The sequence below is a fragment of the Mesorhizobium sp. L2C084A000 genome, from assembly GCF_000502875.1.
Taxonomy (GTDB): Bacteria; Pseudomonadota; Alphaproteobacteria; order Rhizobiales; family Rhizobiaceae; genus Mesorhizobium.
The window spans coordinates 191,984-211,917 of the sequence record NZ_AYWX01000006.1; the positions used below are offsets into that span (position 1 = coordinate 191,984).

The following is a 19,934-nucleotide window of genomic DNA, read 5'->3' on the forward strand; positions in this document are numbered from 1 at the left end:
ATGCGCCTTTTACGTTTACGTCAATTCTATACCGATTGCCGCATGATGACGCAAGGGCGTTCTGCGCGCCGCCCTTTATGCCGCACCGTCAGGCCAGCAGCCGACATCCTTTCAATTTCTTAAGTTTGGTTAACGCGTTGTTTACCACGTTGGGGGAAATGTGGGCGCGTCGGCTACCCGTGTTTATCCTGTATCGAATTTTTCACGGTTTTTCGGAGCGCGGGCGAGAGCCCGGGAAGCTCGTCTTCCGCCGCGGCATCGCCGCCGGTCGCCTTCGTTCCGATAGGGACCTGGGGGAACTGGCCGCGAGCCAGCCATTCTGAAAGACGGACGCACCGATGAACAGCAAGCGGTCCTATCTCGATACACTCAATGCCGGCAGGCAGCGCAGGCCGCAGACCACGCTCGAGCAGTTGAACCAGTCGCTGGAGACGCTGGAGCAGCGGCTGGAGCGGACGCGCGAGGATCCGATGGCACGTCCCGATCCCCGCCAACCAGATCTGCGCCAACCCGATCCCCGCCAATATGGTGCCGACGCGCGCTATCCCGCCGCCCGGCCCTCTGGCCAGCAGCGCTGGTATGAGGACCCGCAGCCCGCGCCGCGTCCGAAGAGCCCGCTGCAGGGAGCCGCCGCTTTCGAGCAGAATTACCAGGCCATTGCCCGCGATATCGATCGCGTGCGCGGCCAGGAGGATGGCGTTGCCATGGTCGGCAAGATCGCCGGCGAATTGCGCGGCATGCGCGAGGAACTGCGCCACCAGATGACCGCAGGTCTGCAGCGGGAATTCGAAGCGCTGCGCAAGGACATCGAGCGGGCATTCCAGTCAGGCGCAAGGCCCGGTGCTTCGGCCAAGGGCAGTGCTGAACTCGGCCTTGAGTTCGAGCGGCTTTCGGGCGCCATCCAGACCCTGGCCGAGAAGAGCGACGACAGAAGCGTCAACATGCTGCGGCTCGAGCTTGAACAGGTCAAAGCCGCACTCGAAACGCTGGCACGCGAAGAGAGTGTGCAGAAGGTCGACCGCCGCTGGGACGATTTCGATCGCCGCTGGACGGCGTTCGAAGACCGCGTCGACGCCGACCAGCGCAAGCGCTCGGACGACCCGGGCCTGTCCGCTCTGACCGCCCGGCTGGAGCAGATCAGCAATGCCGTCAACAATTTGCCGGAATCGTTGTCGCTGCGCTCGCTGGAGGAGAAGGTGCGCACGCTTGCCGGCGCTGTCGACCATTTCGCCAGCCAGCAGGACAATCGCGGCAGCGACACACTTGGCATGATCGACGAGCGGCTGGACGAGATCTCCCGCGCCATCGTCGCATCCACGGTCGCGGCGCAAGCCAATTCATTCGACCACGAGGCTTTCGAGCGCATCGAGAGGCGGATCGACTCGCTTGCCAGCCAGATCGAGGAAGTGGCGCAGGATCGTCCAGGCAACGCGGTCATGGACCGGCTGAGCACGCTGTCCGGTCGGGTCGACGAGCTCGGCGGTCGCGCCAATCTGCCCGAGCAGGCGATGGAGCGCCTGGCCAAGCAGATCGCACTCATCGCCGACAAGATCGACCAGGCGCCCGCCATGCCTGACGCCGACTACATCTTCCATGGGCTGGAGCAGCGCTTCGACGTGCTGTCGAGCATGATGGAACGCCGCCAGGGTGACGCCATCGAACAGGGCAACATGCTGTTCCGCGATCTCGAGCGCAGACTGGACGAGGTTGCCGACAGGCTCGACCAGCGCATGCCGCAGGTCGACAGCGCCGGCATCATGGAAGCCATCGATGCCCGCTTTACGGCGCTCGCCAAGCGTATGGAAACGCGTGTGCCCGATCCCGCGGGCGAAGCCGCGATCCGCGGCCTGGAGAGCCGGCTCGAAGACATTTCAAGCCGGCTGGACGCGTCGGCCGCACAGGTCGCCGGCATCGATCCGGCGCTGATCCGCAGCCTGGAAGCACAGGTTGCCGGCCTGTCCGCTCATCTTTCCAAGCCCAGCACCCCGCTGCCGGAATTCGAGGACATCAGCCCGCGTCTCAACGAAATTGAAAAGTCGCTCGCAGGAACCCGCGATTCCATCCTTGGCGCGGCGCGCGAAGCGGCCGAGAACGCAGTGCAATCGCTGGCCGGTTCGAGCGCCAATACGACCGCGGTTTCCGGCCTCGCCCAGGATTTGAAGACACTTGAAACGCTGACGCGGCGCTCCGACGAGCGCAATTCGAGAACGTTCGAGGCCATCCACGACACGTTGCTCAAGATCGTCGACCGGCTAGGTTCGCTCGAACCCGGCGAGCCGGTCGAGGCGATGAGCGAATTGCTGGATGCGGCACCGGCCGAGCCGAGCAACTGGCGCGGCGCCCGGCGGCCCAAGATGGCTGTCGACGCGCCGTCGATGGATATCGATCAGCCCCTGCCATTGACCGGGGACATGGCCGATCTCGATGGCCGTGCCGCCGCCATCCTGCGCAACGAGCCGAGTGCGCGTGGCGACCTGGGTACGCGTGGCGACCTGGGTATTGGTATCGGCACGCGCACGCCGGCCGAGGCTGCGGCGGCGGCTGCCATGGCCGCGCTCGGTTCGGACACGATCGCCGAGAAAGGCGAACAGGCAGGCGGCCGCAAGTCGTTGTTCGGTGGCCTGGCTCGCGCCTTCAAGGGCAAGAAGGAGGCGGACATGCCGCCACTGGCCGGCTCGGCGCCGAGTGCCCCGATCCCGAGCGTCGATCTCGACGAGCCGCTCGATCCGAAAATGGCCAACCGGCCGCTGGAGCCCGGCTCCGGCGCACCTGACCTCAATGCCATCATGAAGCGCGTGCGTGACGAGCGCGGCCAGCCGGCCAAGCCCAGCGACACCGATGCCGCCAAATCGGATTTCATCGCCGCGGCCCGGCGCGCGGCGCAGGCCGCGGCCGCCGAGGCCGATGCGCTGAAGCGCCAGTCGACGGTGACCGGACCGGTGAAGGCGCTGCGGATCGGCGACCTGCTCAAGGCACGGCGCAAGCCAATCCTGATGGGGACAACCGCGATCCTGCTGGCGCTGGGCGCTCTGCAACTGGGCAAGGCCTTCTTCGCTGATCCGGCCCAGGTGGCGAGCAACGATGTCGCGCCGATCGTCGCCTCGCAGCCGGTGCAGACCGCCTCGCTCGATGCCGCGAGCCAGCCAAAGACGGACGCGCAGCCCGCGGCAGTGGAAAGCGCGCCGGACCATGCCGTCAGACAGGCCGAGCCGTCCGCACCGGCAACCAAGGACGACATGGCCGCGCAAAGCATGATTGCCACGCCGTCAGGCGCCGAGCCGTCGATGGGTGCCGCGCCGACCGCCGAGCCGGTTCCGGCGCCCGTCGCCTTGGCCACATCGGCCGATGCGAACCCAGCGGTGTCCGAGACAACAGCCCCGGCTGCGCCGCCCTCGACCGTTCCGGTCGCCCCGGAAGCTGCCGATACCGACACCGGCATCCAGCCTATGGCGGCAGAGCCGACCATCGCCAAGGACACCACGGGCGCGGTTCCGCCGGTGGACGCTTCGCCGGCGACGACGGCAAAGTTCGACATTCCCGCTGACGCCGGCCCGCCCGCCTTGCGTGATGCCGCCGCCGGCGGCGACGCCAAGGCGCTGTTCGAAATCGGCTCGCGCTATGCCGAGTCGCGCGGCGTCAAGGAAGACATGGCGGCAGCGGCCAAATGGTACGAGAAATCGGCGGAACTCGGCTTCGCGCCGGCCGAATACCGCATCGGAAATTTCTACGAAAAGGGCATCGGCGTCGCGCGCGACATCAAGAAAGCGAAGACCTGGTACCAGCTTGCCGCAGCACAGGGTAACGCCAGCGGCATGCACAATCTGGCCGTCCTGTTCGCCATGGCGGCAGACGGCGTGACCGACAATGAATCGGCCGCGCACTGGTTCCAGGCGGCGGCCGACGTCGGCGTCAAGGACAGCCAGTTCAACCTCGGCATCCTCGCCGCCAAGGGCGTCGGCATGAAGCAGAACCTCGAGGAATCCTACAAATGGTTCGCGCTCGTCGCCAAGACCGGCGACAAGGATGCGGCGGCCAAGCGTGACGAGATCGCCAATGCGCTGCGGCCCGAGCAACTCGAACGCGCCCGCGCCGCGACCGAACTGTGGAAGGCCAAGCCGCTGGATGCGGCGGCCAATTCGGCCGACATTCCCGAATCCTGGCAGGACGGCACACCGCAGACGACAGCCAGCATCGACATGAAGAAAGCCGTCCAGAACATCCAGCGCATTCTCAACAAGAACGGCTACGACGCCGGCGGCGCCGACGGCAAGATGGGCCAGAAGACGAAGACCGCGATCATGGCTTTCCAGACCGACAACAAGATGCCGGCGACCGGCGAAGTCGATGAAAAACTGGTCAAGGCGCTGCTGGCGCGCAAATAACGGCAGAGGCGTCGTTTCCACGACGCCTCTGCCACACATTCGCCTGTTAACTGATTGAGATGTTTTTTGTTTCGGCGGCGTAGCGTGGTTTGACTTCGCAGCACCTCCGGCGCAAGAACGAATTGGCTTGTCGGTCCAAGATGCCCGCAACGGTTGCATTCGCCGACAGGCAGAACTGATCGAGACTGACGGGTGGGCATCTATCTCCCGATCGCGGAAATTTCCGTCAATATCTTCGTCCTGCTGGCCATGGGCGCGGCGGTGGGTTTCCTGTCGGGCATGTTCGGCGTCGGCGGCGGCTTCCTCATCACGCCGCTGTTGATCTTCTACAACATACCCCCGGCGATCGCTGTCGCCACCGGCGCCAACCAGGTCATCGCCTCCTCCGTCTCCGGCGTCCTTTCGCACATGAAGCGGGGTACGCTCGATTTCAAGCTCGGCGGGGTGTTGCTGGCCGGCGGCATTGTCGGCTCCACCGGCGGCATCTACGTCTTCGCCTTCCTGCGCCGCCTCGGCCAGCTCGACCTGTTCATCTCGCTGCTCTACGTCGTGCTGCTCGGCACCGTCGGCGGGCTGATGCTGGTCGAAAGCGTCAATGCGCTGCGCGCCACGCGCAGCGGTGCGGCGCCGGTGCTGAAGAAATCCGGCCAGCACAACTGGATCCACCGCTTGCCGCTGAAGATGCGGTTCAGGGCGTCAAAACTGTTCGTCAGCGTCATCCCCGTACTTGGCCTTGGCGCCGGCATCGGCTTCCTGTCGTCGATCATGGGCGTCGGCGGCGGCTTCATCATGGTGCCGGCACTGATCTATCTGCTGAAAGTGCCGACCAACGTCGTCATCGGCACCTCGCTGTTCCAGATCATCTTCACCTCCGCCTATACGACGCTGGTCCACGCCACCACCAACCAGACGGTCGATGTCGTGCTGGCCTTCCTGCTGATGGCGGGCGGCGTTGCCGGTGCGCAGTACGGCGCCAAGGCAGGCCAGAGGCTGCGCGGCGAGCAGCTCAGGGCCTTGCTGGCGCTGCTGGTGCTGGCGGTGGCGATACGATTGGCGATCGATCTTTTCGTCACCCCGCCCAACCTCTATTCGCTGTCTGCCGCAGGCCTCAACTGATGAAGGCTCGCAACACATTCGCAACCGCCATTCTCCTGACGCTGCTTGCGGCCGCCGTGCCGGCGAAGGCACAGGTCCCGCTGACCGAAGGCATCCAGATCGGTCTCTCCACCGACAACGTCTCGATCACCGCCGGCTTTTCCGGGGCTGACCTGACCATCTTCGGTTCGCTGGAAAACCCGGATCCACTCGTCGCGCGCCAGGGCCGCTACGACGTCATCGTCGTGCTCGAAGGTCCGCCCAAACCGGTGGTGGTGCGCCGCAAGGACAGGGTGCTCGGCGTCTGGGTCAATCTGGACTCCGAGACCTTCGAGAACGTGCCGGTCTCCTATTCGGTGGCGACGACGCGGCCGCTGCAGGACATCACCGAACCCAACAGCTACAAGCAGCTGTCGCTCGGCGCCTCCAATCTCTACATGCAGCCCGCCGATGCCGGCGACAGCCCGGCGACGATCGAGGAGTTCACGGCGGCACTGCGGGAGCGCAAGTCGGCGACCGGCCTCTACAGCGAGAATGTCGGCGGCGTGCAATTTTTGTCGCAGAACCTTTTCCGCGCCACCGTCAGGCTGGCACCGAATGTGCCAGTTGGAACCCATAAAGCCCGCGCGTTCCTGTTCAAGAGCGGCCTGTTCATCAAGGAAAGCTCGGCCCAGCTCGAAATCCGCAAATCGGGCTTCGAACAGTCGATCTTCCGCGTCGCGCATGATTACTCGTTTCTCTACGGCGTCTTCTCCGTGTCGCTGGCCATGATCACCGGCTGGCTGGGCAGGCTGATTTTCCGCAGGGATTGACGCGCAGGACCCATTTCCGGGGAAAAGGGGTTCCCCTTTTCTCAGTCTTGCGATAGACCGCCGCCTCCCAACCCTCGGGTTACACGCACAATCATTCGGCAGAACGGTCCGGCCTCTGGACGGCGCGCGTCTTGTGACGCCTGCCACAGCGACGACCCAATGACAGGAGGCTGCAATGCATCAGGCATTTGGCGGCATNCGCGATATCGCTGGCCATGCTGACCGGCTGGCTCGGAAGGCTGATCTTCCGGCGGGATTAATGCATGTCGCCCAAAAGTGGCCCCGGTTTTGGGAGACGACATGCATCGAACCAAAGACCTGAAGTGCGTCGCGTGAATCCGCTCAAACGCGACGCACTTCAGAACTTTTCCCGAAAAGTGGTTTCCCTTTGCCGAGGCATGCGGTAGACCGCGCTCCCCAGCCAAATGGCAGACACAAACAATTCGGTTCGGCAGAGCAGCCCGTCCCCGGACAGCGCGCGATTTCTCATGGCGCCTCTTGGCTCGCCGACGACAAATACAGGAACTTGTCATGCGACCAGCCTTCGGCGGCATCGACTTCGGGACTTCGAACTCCACCGTTGGCGTGGTCCGCAACGGGCAGCCGCGCCTCGTCGTGCTTGAGGACGGCCAGGTCACGCTGCCCAGTGCCGTGTTCTTCAACTTCGAGGACAACCGCACCTGCTTCGGCCGCCACGCCATCGCCAACTACACCGACAGCATCGAAGGCCGGCTGATGCGCTCTCTGAAGAGCGTGCTCGGCAGTTCGCTGGCCCATGAAAAGACCCGCATCAAATCGCGGTCGATCGGCTTCATGGAGATCGTCGGCATGTTCCTCGGCCATCTCAAGAAGAGGCTGGAAGCAGATGCCGGCGATACGGTCGAGACCGTCGTGCTTGGCCGGCCGGTGCAATTCGTCGATGACGATGCCGAGGCCGACGCGAAGGCGCAAAGCGAACTCGAGAACGCCGCGCGTGCCCAGGGCTTCAAGCACATCGCTTTCCAGTTCGAGCCGATCGCGGCGGCGCTCGACTACGAGCAGAAGGTGACGCGCGAGGAACTGGCGCTGATCATCGATATGGGCGGCGGCACGTCGGACTTCTCGATCGTGCGCGTCTCGCCGCAGCGCTCCCGGTCGCTCGACCGCAAGGACGACATCCTGGCCAGCCGCGGCGTCCATATCGGCGGCACGGATTTCGATCGGCAGCTGAGCATCGCCCATGTGATGCCGCAGCTCGGCTATTTGACGCCAACCAAGGACGGCAAGCGCAATCTGCCGGCAAGCTATTTCATCGACCTCGCGACATGGCAGCGCATCAACCTGGTCTACACCGCCAGGGCGATGACGCATCTGCGCCAGATCCGTTACGAGGCCGAGCGCGCCGACCTGGTCGACCGCTTCATCCACATCGTCGAGCACCGCTACGGACATGCGCTGGCGGCTCTTGTCGAGAAGGCCAAGATACAGCTGACCGACAGATCGTCCGCAGATGTCGCGGTGAAGCTGCCGGGTGCGGAGTTCGCCGCCGAAATCACGCGCAACGGGCTGGATGCCACGATTGCCCGGGACATCGAGCGGATCACGGCGACGGTGGCGCAGACCATCCGGGACGCTGAGGTGAAGCCATCCGATATCACCGCGGTGTTCCTGACCGGCGGATCGACCGCGATCCCGCTGGCAAGGCGAGAAATCCTGTCGCTGGTGCCGCAGGCGTCCGTCATCGAGGGCGACATGTTCGGCTCAGTCGGACTTGGCCTGGCGCTGGACGCCCAGCGGAAGTTCGGCTGATCCGGCCTGCCTCACCCATGGTCTGCTGACGTACCCAGATGCGCCTTGAGCGCCATCTGGGCCAGGCTTGCCTGGCGATCGCGATGAGTGATCATGGCGAAGTCGCGTTTCGGCAGTTCGAGCGGCACCGATCTCAGACTGCCTTCGGCCACGGCGCGGGCCACGACAAGCTCCGAAATGATGGTGGCGCCGGCTCCTGCCTCGACCGCCTGGCGGATAGCCTCATTACTCGGCAGCACCAGGAATATCTGGAGGTCGGCGAGCGAAATCCCTTCGTGGCGCGCCAGATCCTCCAGCACCTCGCGCGTACCCGAACCACCCTCGCGGATGATCCAGCGCAGGCCCTTGATGTCAGGGCGGCCGGGCGCGACTTCGGGGATCTCCGGATGCGCGCTGGCAACCACCAGCATCAGCCTGTCGACGTCGACCTTGGTGCGGCGCAGTATGTCGGACTCGGTCCGGCCTTCGACCAGGCCGAGATCGGCCGCGCCATCGAGGACATTGGCCTCGACCTGCCTGGTGTTGCCGATGGAGACGCTCAGCCTGACGGCCGGATAGGCTTCGTGGAAGGAAGCCAGCCGGCGCGGCAGCCAGTAGCTGGCGATGGTCTGGCTGGCGGCGATCGAGAGGCTGCCGGTGACGGTCTGTGAGACATGCTCCAGCACATTGCGCGCGGCGGCGGCCCGCTCGAGCACGGCCTTGGCCTCCGGCAGGAACCGGTGGCCGGTCTGGGCAAGCTCGATGTTGCGGCCGACGCGGTTGAACAGATGGACGCCGTGCTGTTCTTCAAGCGCCCGGATGGCGGCCGATGCGGCCGACTGCGAAATGCCCAGCAGTTCCGCCGCCTTGGTCATATGGCCGCGCTCGGCGACGGCGACGAAAATCCGCAACTGGTCCAGGGTCATGTCTGCATTAAGAACCAATATCGATCGAATTTACAAGAACAACTGATTAGACAGATCGATAGCTTTATTCTAAGTTTTCGAACGAAGTTAGAAAAAATTCGCCGAGAGATCGCAGAGAGCAGAATGGTCGGGCGGTTCAGATCCCTGCTTGCGCATTGGACCCGCGGCATAAGACGGCGGCTGGCCGGCGATCGCTACCACCCGGAAGAGCATTACATGCGCGGCCCCGGACCGAAGACGCGGGCCAAGTCCATGGGTCGTACAGGCGCCACCGGATCATGATGCAGGGACCGCCGCGCGGCGCGAATTCGGCACCATCGCAACGCCCGCTTGCCGACACGCGCGCGCCCGATGAAGGCGACGGCGTCGACACCTCGCCTGATGTTTCCGACAGCATCGCCAAGACGACCTGCTACATGTGCGCCTGCCGCTGCGGCATCGATGTGCACATCAAGGATGGCAAGGTCCGCTACATCAACGGCAACAAGGACCACCCGGTCAATCGCGGCGTGATCTGCGGCAAGGGCAGCTCCGGCATCATGCAGCACTACAGCCCGGCTAGGCTCAAGAAGCCCTTGCTGCGCAGCGGGCCGCGCGGCTCGGGGGAGTTCCGCGAGATCGAGTGGGAGGAGGCGTTTTCGATCGCCACTGAACGGCTCTCGGCCATCCGCCGGACCGACCCCAGGAAACTCGCCTTCTTCACCGGCCGCGATCAATCCCAATCCTTGACCGGCTGGTGGGCGAGCCAGTTCGGCACGCCGAACTTTGCCGCCCATGGCGGCTTCTGCTCGGTCAACATGGCGGCGGGCGGCCTCTACACGATCGGCGGTTCGTTCTGGGAGTTCGGCGAGCCCGACTGGGACAACACCCGGTATTTCATGCTGTTCGGGGTCGCCGAAGACCATGATTCCAACCCGATCAAGATCGGCCTCGGCAAACTCAAGGCGCGCGGCGCCAAGGTCGTCTCGATCAATCCGTGCCGCACCGGCTACAATGCCATTGCAGACGACTGGATCGGCGTTCGGCCCGGCACCGATGGGCTGTTCGTGTTCGCCCTCATCCACGAATTGCTCAAGGCGGGCCGCGTCGATCTCGATTATCTGCTGCGCTACACCAATGCCCATGTTCTCGTCATGCAGGAGCCGGGTGCCGCCGATGACGGGCTGTTCGTGCGCGACGCCGACGGAAATCCCCTGGCGTGGGACAGGGTTGCGAAGACGCCTGTCGGCGCCACCGATGCCAGTGCGAAGCCGGCACTGACGGGCAGCTTCACGATCGGCGGGCGCCACTGCGTCCCGGTGTTCCAGCTCATCGCCGACCGCTACCTCGATGAGAGCTATGCGCCGGACGCGGTCGCCGAGCGCTGCGGCATTGCCGCCGATACGATCCGCAGGATCGCCGCCGAACTTGCGCATGTCGCCTTCGAACAGACGATCGAACTGCCGATCGCCTGGACCGATTGGGCCGGGCGCCGGCACGAGACGATCAAGGGGCGGCCTGTCTCGATGCACGCCATGCGCGGCATCTCGGCCCATTCGAACGGCTTTCACACCTGCCGCGCCATCCATCTCCTCCAGGTGTTGCTGGGCACGGTGGATGTTCCCGGCGGTTTCCGTTTCAAGCCGCCCTACCCCCGCTCCGCTCCGCCCGGTCCCAAGCCAGCCGGCAAGACCGTCAAGCCGATGACGCCGCTTGACGGCATGCCACTCGGTTTCGTCTGTGGGCCGGACGATTTGCTGGTTGATGAGGCCGGCACACCGCTTCGTATCGACAAGGCTTATTCCTGGGACGCGCCGCTGGCCGCGCACGGCCTGATGCACACGGTTATCCGCAATGCCTGGGCCGGCGATCCCTACAAGATCGACACGCTGATGATGTACATGTCGAACATGGCGTGGAATTCCTCGATGAACACCGTCGAGACCATTGCCATGCTGACCGACAGCGACGAAGCGGGCAACTACAAGATCCCCTTCATCATCTATTCCGATGCCTATTATTCCGAGACCGTGCCGTTCGCCGACCTCGTGCTGCCCGACACCACCTATCTCGAGCGCCACGACTGCATCAGCCTGCTCGACCGGCCGATCAGCCATGCCGATGGACCGGGCGACGCCATCCGCCATCCCGTCGTCGAGCCTGACCGCGACGTCCGGCCGTTCCAGTCGGTGCTGATCGAACTTGGCGCCCGGCTCGGCCTGCCCGGTTTCATCAACGGCGACGGCTCGGCCAAGTATGCCGACTACGCCGACTACATCGTCAACCATGAGCGCACATCAGGCATCGGCCCGCTCGCCGGCTGGCGCGGCAAGGACGGGACCTCGACCGGCAGGGGCGAGGCCAATCCCGACCAGTTGCAGCGCTACATCGACAATGGCGGCTTCTGGCACCACGATTTCGCGGATGACCAGCGCTACTACAAGATGGCCAACCGCTCCTATCTCGATTTCGCGGTGCAGATGGGTTTTATCCCGAAAGCCGAACCGATCGTTTTCCAGCTCTATTCCGAGCCGCTGCAGCGCTTCAGGCTCGCCGCGCGTGGGCATGGCTCTGTCTTGCCACCAAAGGGCGATCGCCAGCGCATCGAGACCTACATGGACCCGCTGCCCTTCTGGCACATGCCCTTCGAGGAAGCGGCCGTCGATCTCGAAAAATATCCGCTGCATGCCCTGACGCAGCGGCCGATGCACATGTACCATTCCTGGGGCTCGCAGAATGCGTGGCTGCGGCAGATCACCAGCCAGAACCGGCTGTTCGTGCATCACCGGACGGCAGCCGGCCTTGGCCTTGTCGATGACGACTGGGTGTGGATCGAAAGCATCAACGGCAGGGTGAAGGGGCAGATCAAGCTGATCGACGGGGTCAACGAAAGCACGGTCTGGACCTGGAACGCCATCGGCAAAAGGCGCGGCAGCTGGGGGCTGAAGGACGACGCGGCCGAGAGCAACCGCGGCTTCCTGCTCAACCATATCATCGGCGACCAGACCTCGGCTGACGCTCAGGGCAAACGCTATTCGAACTCCGATCCTGTGACCGGCCAGGCGGCATGGTTCGATTTACGCGTGCGCATCGTCAAATGCGCGGCCGAAGAAGCCGGCTTCACCGAGCCGCAATTCGAGCGTTTCCAGCAGCCACCGCATTTCGAACCCTCACCCGACAGACTGACTTTCGGCGCTGAATTCCGCCGGGCAAGAGAGGCGACCGAATGACCTGTCTGCCAAGCCAAAGCGGCAAGAAACTCGGCCTTGTGATCGACCTCGATACCTGCGTCGGCTGCCAGGCCTGTGTCACCGCCTGCAAGGAATGGAACACCGGCGGCCACATGGCACCGCTGACCGACATCGACCCTTATGGCGGCCATGTCGACGGCGTCTGGTTCAACCGCGTGCACGCTTACGAGCACACGACCGAGATGGGCGGGCGCACCGTCAATTTTCCGCGCTCCTGCCTGCATTGCGAGACGCCGGCCTGCGTCACCGTCTGCCCGACCGGCGCGTCCTACAAGCGGGCCTCGGACGGCATCGTGCTGATCGACGAGGACAAATGCATCGGCTGCAAATTGTGCAGTTGGGCCTGCCCGTATGGCGCGCGCGAATTCGATACTGATGTCGGGGTGATGAAGAAGTGCACGCTGTGCGTCGACCGCATCTACAATGACAATCTGGCCGAAGAGGACCGCGTGCCGGCCTGCGTCGCCGCTTGCCCGACCAGTGCCCGCCATTTCGGCGATCTCGGCGATCCCCTGTCGGCGGTTTCGCAACTGGTGGCGGAGCGTGGCGGCGTCGACCTGATGCCTGAGCTCGGCTATCGCCCGACCAACAAATATTTGCCGCCGCGCGCCCACACCACGCGCGCCGCCTCGGTGGCCGCGCCCGCCCTCGAACCGGTGCGGGCCGAAGGCGGTTTCCTCGGCTGGGTCGACCGCATGCTTTCGAACTGACCCATGCATCCAGCCTTCTCCGTCGTCTTCTTCACCACCGCCACCGGTGCGGGCTATGGCCTGCTCGCGCTGCTGGGCGTGCTCGGAGGCTTCCAGATCATCCCGCCCGATTTCTGGCTGGGCTTCATCGGCATGGGGCTGGCACTCGGCCTGATCGTGGCCGGCCTGTTGTCCTCAACGGGTCATCTCGGCCGCCCCGAACGCGCCTGGCGGGCGTTCTCGCAGTGGCGCAGTTCCTGGCTGTCGCGCGAGGGCGTCGCCTCGGTCATCACCTTCATTCCGGCGGGGCTGTTCGGCATCGGCTGGGTGTTTCTCGGCAAGACAGATGGCTGGGCCGGCATCGCCGGATCTCTGGCCGCCATCGGCGCAATCATTACCGTCTGCACCACCGGCATGATCTATGCGTCGCTGAAGCCGATCGCCCAATGGCATAGCCGCTTCACCCTGCCCGGCTACCTCATCTTTTCGGCGATGACCGGCAGCGTGCTGCTGAACGCGCTTTTGCAGGGGTTTGCTCTCGGCTCGAAAATTCTTCTGGTGGCTTCCGCGCTGCTCACCTTGCTCGGCTGGGGCTGGAAGCTCGCGACCTGGCGCTACAACGACCGGCTGGAAATCTCGACCAACGCCAACACCGCGACCGGGCTGGCTGGCGGCACGGTGCGGTCACTTGAATGGCCGCATACCGAGGAGAACTACCTGCTCAAGGAAATGGGTTTTCGCATCGCGCGCAAGCACAGCGCGCGGCTGCGCCAGATCACGCAGGTTCTGGCTTTCGTGTTGCCCTTGGGGCTGCTCGCCATTGTGTTCGCCCTGCCATGGCCGCTGGCAGCGTTGCTGTCGGTACTTGCTGCTGCAATCCAGTTCGCCGGCATGCTGGTCGAACGTTGGCTGTTCTTCGCCGAAGCGAAGCACACGGTTACGCTCTACTATGGCAGGTAAGGTTTGTTTAGCCCGGCCGCAGCATCGAGCCGGAAATGGCAAAGATGCGTTGGGCGCCCAGCATATAAGCCATCAGCGTGTCCAGCCGGAACAGCCCGGCATAGGCGCGGTCGAGCACGTTGAGCGAGCCGGTATAGGCGCCGAAGGCGGGCATGATCATGCGGCCGCCATCGCCGGCAAAGCAGCGGCGCCGCACCGAGCGGCCCTGCTGGACTATGCGGGCGCAGGGATGCAGATGGCCCGCTATTTCGCCTTCGACACGCTGCTTCGACGGCTCATGCCGGAACAGCAGCGAGCCTATAGCAAGTTCACGCACCGTTTCGCCGGGCAGATCGGCTGGCGCTTCCGGGTCGTGATTGCCGGTGACCCAGAACCATTGCCGGCCTGATATCAGCGCTTCCAGCCGCTCGCGGAAACTTGCGTGCATACGTTGGGCGCCGCCGCCATCGTGAAAGCTGTCGCCCAGGCTGATGACGATCGAAGGCTGGTAGTCTGATATCACCGCCTGAAGCCGCAGCAAGGTCGCACCGGTGTCGTAGGGCGGGATCAACGTGCCGCGCCGTGCCAGCGACGAACCCTTTTCCAGATGCAGATCGGACACGGCCAGAAGCCGCAGATCCGGAAAATAGAGCACGCCGCGCGGGTCGCAGACAGCGCGCTCGCCGGCGATGCCGACGAGATCGGCCTCGGCGATCAGCGATATGCGCGCCAGCGAAAATTTCATTCCACACTCATTCCCGGCCCCATGGCCTCCTCGACCAATGTCGCCGCATCCATCAAAAGCGTTTCATCGGCTTCGCCATGGACCGGCATCTTGCCGATCTCGAGCATGATCGGCACGGCGAGCGGCGATATCTGTTCGAGTGCCTTATGCACGATTCGACCCTGGATGCGCGAGAGCATGTCGGCAAGTCTGCTGACATCGAGCAGACCGGTCGCTGCGTCGGCGCGTGTTGCCTGCAGCAGAATGTGGTCCGGTTCATGGCTGCGCAGCACATCGTAGATCAGGTCGGTCGAGACCGTGACCTGGCGGCCGCTCTTTTCCTGGCCGGGGTGGCGTTTCTCGATCAATCCCGAAATCAGTGCACAATTGCGGAAAGTGCGCTTGAGAAGCCAGCTGTCGGCCAGCCAGGCTTCGAGGTCATCGCCCAGCATATCCTGGTCGAAAAGCGCGCCAAGCGAAGGCTTCCTGGCTTTGAACATCGCGCCCATGTCGCCCAATGACCATATCGCCAGCGCATAATCGGTGGCGACAAAGCCGAGCGGCCTGGCTCCTGCCCTGTCGAGACGGCGGGTGAGGAGCATGCCGAGCGTCTGGTGCGCCAGCCTGCCCTCGAACGGATAAGCCACCAGATAATGGCGGTTGCCTCGTGGAAAAGTCTCGATCAGCAGGTCATCGCGTTTGGGCAGCACCGATTTGTCGGCCTGGAATCGCAGCCAGTCGGCGACCTGCTCGGGCAGCTTCTTCCATCGCTGCGAGTCGTCCAGCATGATGCGGACCTGTTCGGCGAGATAGGTCGAAAGCGGGAACTTGCCGCCGCCATAGTAAGGCACCTTGGCATCGCTGCCGGGCGCGTTCGACACGAAGCATTCATTCTCGCGGATGCCTTCGAAGCGCAGAACCTTGCCGGCGAACATGAAGGTGTCGCCATGCGTCAACGTTTCGAGGAAGGCCTCCTCGATCTTGCCGAGAACCCGGCCGCCGCGCGAAGCCGCACCTTTGCCGCCGGCCTTGATATAGCGCACATTCAGCGCCGGAACCTCGATGATGGTGCCGACATTCAGCCTGTATTGCTGGGCGACGCGCGGATTGGACACCCGCCAGAATCCATCCTTGTTCAGGCGTATGCGGGCGTAGCGCTCGTAATTCTTGAGCGCATAGCCGCCGGTGGCGACAAAATCGATGACGCGGTCGAAAGTCGGCCGGTCGAGGCTGACATAGGGTGCTGCCGTTCGCACTTCCTCGAACAGATCATCGGCACGGAACGGCGCGCCGCAGGCGCAGCCGAGTACATGTTGCGCCAGCACGTCGAGACCGCCATCGATCAAGGGAGGCGTGTCCTGCGCGCCGAGATAGTTGGCGTCGAGGGCGGCCCGGCATTCCAGCACCTCAAAGCGGTTGGCCGGGATGAGGATCGCCTTGGACGGCTCGTCCATGCGGTGGTTGGCGCGGCCGATGCGTTGCGCCAGCCGGCTCGCCCCCTTCGGCGCACCGACATGCACAACCAGATCGACATCGCCCCAGTCGATGCCGAGGTCGAGCGTCGAGGTGGCGACGATGGCGCGCAGTGCGTTTTCCCCCATCGCCTTTTCGACGCGCCGACGCTGGGCGACGTCGAGCGAACCGTGATGCAGCGCGATCGGCAACGTATCCTCGTTGACCCGCCACAATTCCTGGAACAGCAGCTCCGCCTGGCTGCGCGTGTTGACGAACAACAGGGTCGTCTTGTGGCGCTTGATCTCGCGATAGATTTCCGGCGTGGCGTAGCGCGCCGAATGTCCCGCCCATGGCACCCGCTCTTCGGAATCGAGGATGGAAATCTCCGGTTTCGCGCCCCCGGTGACGACGATCAGTTCCGCCATGTCATGGCCTGTCGAACCCTTGGGCGGATTCTGGCTGACCAGCCAGCGCCGCAACTCGTCCGGCTCGGCCACCGTCGCCGACAGCCCGATGGTTTGCAGACCAGGGACAAAGCTGCGCAACCGCGCCAGACCGAGCGCCAGCAGATGTCCGCGTTTCGACGTCACCAGCGAGTGCAGTTCGTCGAGCACGACGTAGCGCAGATCTTCGAAGAAACGTTTTGCATCGCCTGCCGCTATCAGCAGCGCCAGTTGCTCGGGCGTGGTCAGCAGGATGTCGGGCGGCACCAGCTTCTGGCGCTGGCGCTTGTGCGCCGGCGTGTCGCCGGTGCGCGTTTCGATGGTGACGGGCAGGCCGATCTCTTCCACCGGCTTGCCGAGATTGCGCTCAATATCGACGGCAAGCGCCTTCAGCGGTGAGATGTAGAGCGTGTGGATACCGCGACGCGCCTGGCCCGGCTTTCTCTTGGGCCGGTTGGCCAGTTCGGTCAGCGAAGGCAGGAACCCGGCCAGCGTCTTGCCGGCACCGGTCGGCGCAATCAGCAGGACTGATTGCCCGGCCTGGGCTTTCGCCAGAAGTTCGATCTGATGGGCGCGCGGCGACCAGCCTTTCTCGCCAAACCATCTGATGAATGGTTCGGGCAGGGCCACGGCGGCATTCTGTTCGGCAAGGCGCGGCTGCTCTGTCACCTGCCAGAGGTAGCGCGACGGCAGTCAATCGCCAAGAAGAATCGGAACAAAAGGGGATCGTTCTTCCCTAAGGCCGCCGAAACCCTGTCGGGCTGCCATAGAGATAGCCGATGCGCGCGACGGCGTCTTTCAGTCTCTCGTGCGACACCAGCATGGTGTGGCCGTTGGCGTGGATCATCGTGTCGGCATCGGTCATGACGGCGACATGGCCCTTCCAGAACACCAGATCGCCACGTCGCAACCCGGACAAATCAGGTGCCGGTTCCAGCGGCTCGCCAAGTGTCGCCGCCTGCATATCGGAATCGCGCAGCACGTCTCTGCCGGCCATGCGCATCGCCAGTTGCACCAGCCCCGAACAGTCGATGCCGAAACCGGAAGTACCGCCCCAGAGATAAGGTGTTCCTAGAAACGCCTCGGCAACCGCGACATAGTCGGAGGCAGCTTCACTGAGCGGCCGCAGGTGACCTGCGATCAGCGCCTCGCCGGAAGGCAGGACCGCATAGTGCGTACCGCGCGTCTCGGCGGCCTCCGTCACTGTCACCGTCGATCCCATCGACAATTGTCCGGCGATCGGAAAGCGCAGATCCGGCCCGGGGTAAAGGAAGGTGCGCGGCACGCAGACGATGTGAGTGGCCGCGTGATCCCGGCCCCCGAGCATCGTGTCGGCGACATAGCCGACATAGCCGTCGCGTTCGGCCTGGACCCAGGCCCAGCCTTCAGCGACATCGAAGACCAGAACATCGTCGCCGAACAGCGCTTGCGTGTTGACGCCGGCAGCAGGCCGCGGCGCCTTGCGCATATCGGCCACTGACGCGATGACCCGCGCCGGCCGGCCGGCGACGAAGCGGTCGGCGGCGACCTCGCCCTTCAGCCTTGCATCGGCGAGGTCGGAACGAAAAGCGTGAAGGCGGGCATCCCTGGCAGTCAAATCGAGCACCTATGCTGAAAAGGTAATCCGCTCACATCGGCAGTTCGAGCGCCTTGGCGATGATACCATCGCCGAAGCGCTCGACAAAGAGCGCGCCCTCGACCGTGCGCCTGATCAGAACATTGCGCTTGTCGAGTTCGTCGCGATGGCGCGAGACGAGTTTCAAAGCGCCCATCGTGTCGAGCGCGCGGGTGATCACGGGCTTGGTGACATTGAGGCGCGCGGCGAGCCCGCGCACGGTGTGCGGCGGCGGGTCGAGATAGATGGTGAACAGGATTGCCGTCTGGCGCATGGTCAGATCGGGCGCGTCGTCGCGCACCTGCGACAGCATCACCTGCTGCCACAGTCGCAAGGCCTGGCTCGGGCGCATCGCAATCGACATCGCGCCAGCATGACGGCAAATTGTTTCGGTTCCGTTTCAGTCAAAGCGATTGCCGTCTCTCGCCTGCAACCGTCAGCCGTAGCGTTTCGCGATGATCCGCTCCAGCGCGCGGATGCCTTGTGCCTCACCGCCGGCGGGGCCATGCGGACGGTCAGCCGGGTTCCAGGCGAAGATGTCGAAATGCGCCCAGCCCGCGGTTTTTTCGACGAAGCGCTTGAGGAACAGCGCCGCGGTGATCGAGCCGGCGAAACCATCCGGGGTGACATTGTTGATGTCGGCGATCTTCGACAACAGTTTTGCATCGTAGGGCTGCCACAGCGGCATGCGCCACAGCGGATCCTCGACCGCGACGGAAGCCGCCGCAAGATCGGATGCCAGCATTTCGTCGCCGGTGTAGAACGGCGGCAGATCGGGGCCGAGCGCGACACGGGCAGCCCCGGTCAGCGTCGCCATGTCGACCAGAAGCTGCGGCTCCTCCTCGTCGGCCAGCGCCAGCGCATCGGCCAGCACCAGCCGTCCCTCGGCATCCGTGTTGCCGATCTCGACAGTGATGCCCTTGCGGCTCACCAGCACGTCGCCAGGCCGGAAGGCGTTGCCGGCAATCGAATTTTCGACCGCGGGAATGAGCACGCGCAGCCGCACATTCAGCCCGGCAGCCATGATCATCGAGGCAAGGCCAAGGACATTGGCGGCACCGCCCATGTCCTTTTTCATCAGCAGCATGCCGGACGATGGCTTGATGTCGAGACCGCCCGTGTCGAAGCAGACGCCCTTGCCGACCAGCGTTACCTTCGGCGCCCCTTGCTGCCCCCACTGCATATCGATAAGGCGCGGCGCGCCGGCCGACGCACGGCCGACAGCATGGATCATCGGGAAATTCCGGTCGAGGAGATCGTCACCCTTGACCACCGAGACTTCGGCCTTGTGCCTGGCAGCCAGGGTCCGCACCGCCTCCTCCAAATCTTCCGGGCCCATATCGCTGGTCGGCGTGTTGACCAGATCGCGTGTCAGGAAGACGCCATCGGCAATGCGGCGAACGCGCCCGGCATCGACGCCTGCCGGCAGGCCGAAGCGTAGCGCCCTGCCTGACTTCTTGCCGTAACGGGTGAAGACATAGCCGCCGAGCACCAGTGCGGTGGCCGCGAGTTCGGGCTCGACCGGCGCCGAGGCGAAATGCCAGTCGCCTTCCGGCAAGGCCTTCGACAGTGCGCCGAGGGCGAGCGCGCCTTCGCCATCGCCGACGCCGAACAAGGCGCCGCCGAGCGCCCCGTTTTCGCTGGGCACGACCAGCGTCCTGCCTGCCTCGCCGGAAAAGCCGTTGGCCCTGGCCCAGGCGACAGCGGCCGGCGCAAGGCCGGCCGCGTCCAGACCGTCCCTGGCGACCAGATGGACCGGCAGCGCGCCCGGCAATGTCTTCCCGACGAGTTCGACAGGCATGCGATGTTCTCCGTGTGAGTCGCCGTTCTTAACCGTCCGTTAGGGTTAACAGAATA

13 protein-coding genes are annotated in these 19,934 nt (G+C 64.4%); 7 read left to right on the plus strand and 6 right to left on the minus strand.

Annotated elements, in window-relative coordinates:
* The first annotated feature begins 338 nt into the window (after positions 1-338).
* The 4 genes from X735_RS150865 to X735_RS150850 all read left to right on the plus strand — a co-directional run bounded on the left by X735_RS150865 (position 339) and on the right by X735_RS150850 (position 8,077).
* Positions 339-4,382 carry a peptidoglycan-binding protein gene (locus tag X735_RS150865; RefSeq protein ID WP_023811358.1) on the plus strand — a complete coding sequence of 1,348 codons (4,044 nt, stop codon included), beginning with the start codon at positions 339-341 and terminating at the stop codon, positions 4,380-4,382.
* Between the two features lie 192 nt (positions 4,383-4,574).
* Positions 4,575-5,498: a sulfite exporter TauE/SafE family protein gene (locus tag X735_RS150860; protein ID WP_023811359.1), complete on the plus strand. Its 924-nt coding sequence runs from the start codon at positions 4,575-4,577 to the stop codon at positions 5,496-5,498.
* Positions 5,498-6,289, plus strand: a complete 792-nt coding sequence (locus tag X735_RS150855; protein WP_023811360.1) for a TIGR02186 family protein — start codon at positions 5,498-5,500, stop codon at positions 6,287-6,289. Before X735_RS150860 ends, X735_RS150855 begins: the two co-directional genes overlap by 1 nt.
* Before the next feature lie 531 nt (positions 6,290-6,820).
* On the plus strand, positions 6,821-8,077 hold the full coding sequence (locus tag X735_RS150850) for an Hsp70 family protein (protein WP_023811361.1): 1,257 nt from the start codon (positions 6,821-6,823) through the stop codon (positions 8,075-8,077).
* An 11-nt stretch (positions 8,078-8,088) separates the two neighbouring features.
* Here X735_RS150850 and X735_RS150845 read toward each other — a convergent pair whose 3' ends face one another.
* On the minus strand, positions 8,089-8,982 hold the full coding sequence (locus X735_RS150845; protein WP_023811362.1) for a LysR family transcriptional regulator: 894 nt from the start codon (positions 8,980-8,982) through the stop codon (positions 8,089-8,091).
* Between the two features lie 278 nt (positions 8,983-9,260).
* Between X735_RS150845 and X735_RS150840 the strand changes: the two genes are divergently transcribed.
* The 3 genes from X735_RS150840 to X735_RS150830 are packed head-to-tail and all read left to right on the plus strand — an operon-like array spanning position 9,261 to position 13,861.
* Positions 9,261-12,191 (plus strand): molybdopterin oxidoreductase family protein, encoded by a 2,931-nt coding sequence (locus tag X735_RS150840; protein ID WP_031213297.1) that lies wholly within the window; start codon positions 9,261-9,263, stop codon positions 12,189-12,191.
* Entirely contained in the window at positions 12,188-12,922 is a 735-nt protein-coding gene (locus tag X735_RS150835; RefSeq protein WP_023811364.1) for a 4Fe-4S dicluster domain-containing protein, read from the plus strand. Before X735_RS150840 ends, X735_RS150835 begins: the two co-directional genes overlap by 4 nt.
* A gap of 3 nt (positions 12,923-12,925) precedes the next feature.
* Positions 12,926-13,861, plus strand: coding sequence for a DmsC/YnfH family molybdoenzyme membrane anchor subunit (locus X735_RS150830; RefSeq protein ID WP_023811365.1), 936 nt, complete (start codon positions 12,926-12,928; stop codon positions 13,859-13,861).
* A 7-nt stretch (positions 13,862-13,868) separates the two neighbouring features.
* On the opposite strand, the gene pdeM is transcribed toward X735_RS150830, so the two are convergent.
* The 5 genes from pdeM to X735_RS150805 form a co-directional block, all read right to left on the minus strand.
* Complete coding sequence (gene pdeM, locus X735_RS150825; RefSeq protein ID WP_023811366.1) at positions 13,869-14,585, minus strand: ligase-associated DNA damage response endonuclease PdeM; 717 nt, start codon at positions 14,583-14,585, stop codon at positions 13,869-13,871.
* Positions 14,582-17,131, minus strand: a complete 2,550-nt coding sequence (locus X735_RS150820) for a ligase-associated DNA damage response DEXH box helicase (protein ID WP_023811367.1) — start codon at positions 17,129-17,131, stop codon at positions 14,582-14,584. Before X735_RS150820 ends, pdeM begins: the two co-directional genes overlap by 4 nt.
* A gap of 67 nt (positions 17,132-17,198) precedes the next feature.
* Positions 17,199-18,059 carry an NlpC/P60 family protein gene (locus tag X735_RS150815; RefSeq protein WP_023811368.1) on the minus strand — a complete coding sequence of 287 codons (861 nt, stop codon included), beginning with the start codon at positions 18,057-18,059 and terminating at the stop codon, positions 17,199-17,201.
* Positions 18,060-18,090: 31 nt separating this feature from the next.
* A complete protein-coding gene (locus X735_RS150810) occupies positions 18,091-18,441 on the minus strand; it encodes a MarR family winged helix-turn-helix transcriptional regulator (protein WP_013533675.1) in 351 nt (116 codons plus the stop codon).
* Between the two features lie 72 nt (positions 18,442-18,513).
* A complete protein-coding gene (locus tag X735_RS150805) occupies positions 18,514-19,878 on the minus strand; it encodes a leucyl aminopeptidase family protein (protein WP_023811369.1) in 1,365 nt (454 codons plus the stop codon).
* Positions 19,879-19,934 lie beyond the last annotated feature (56 nt).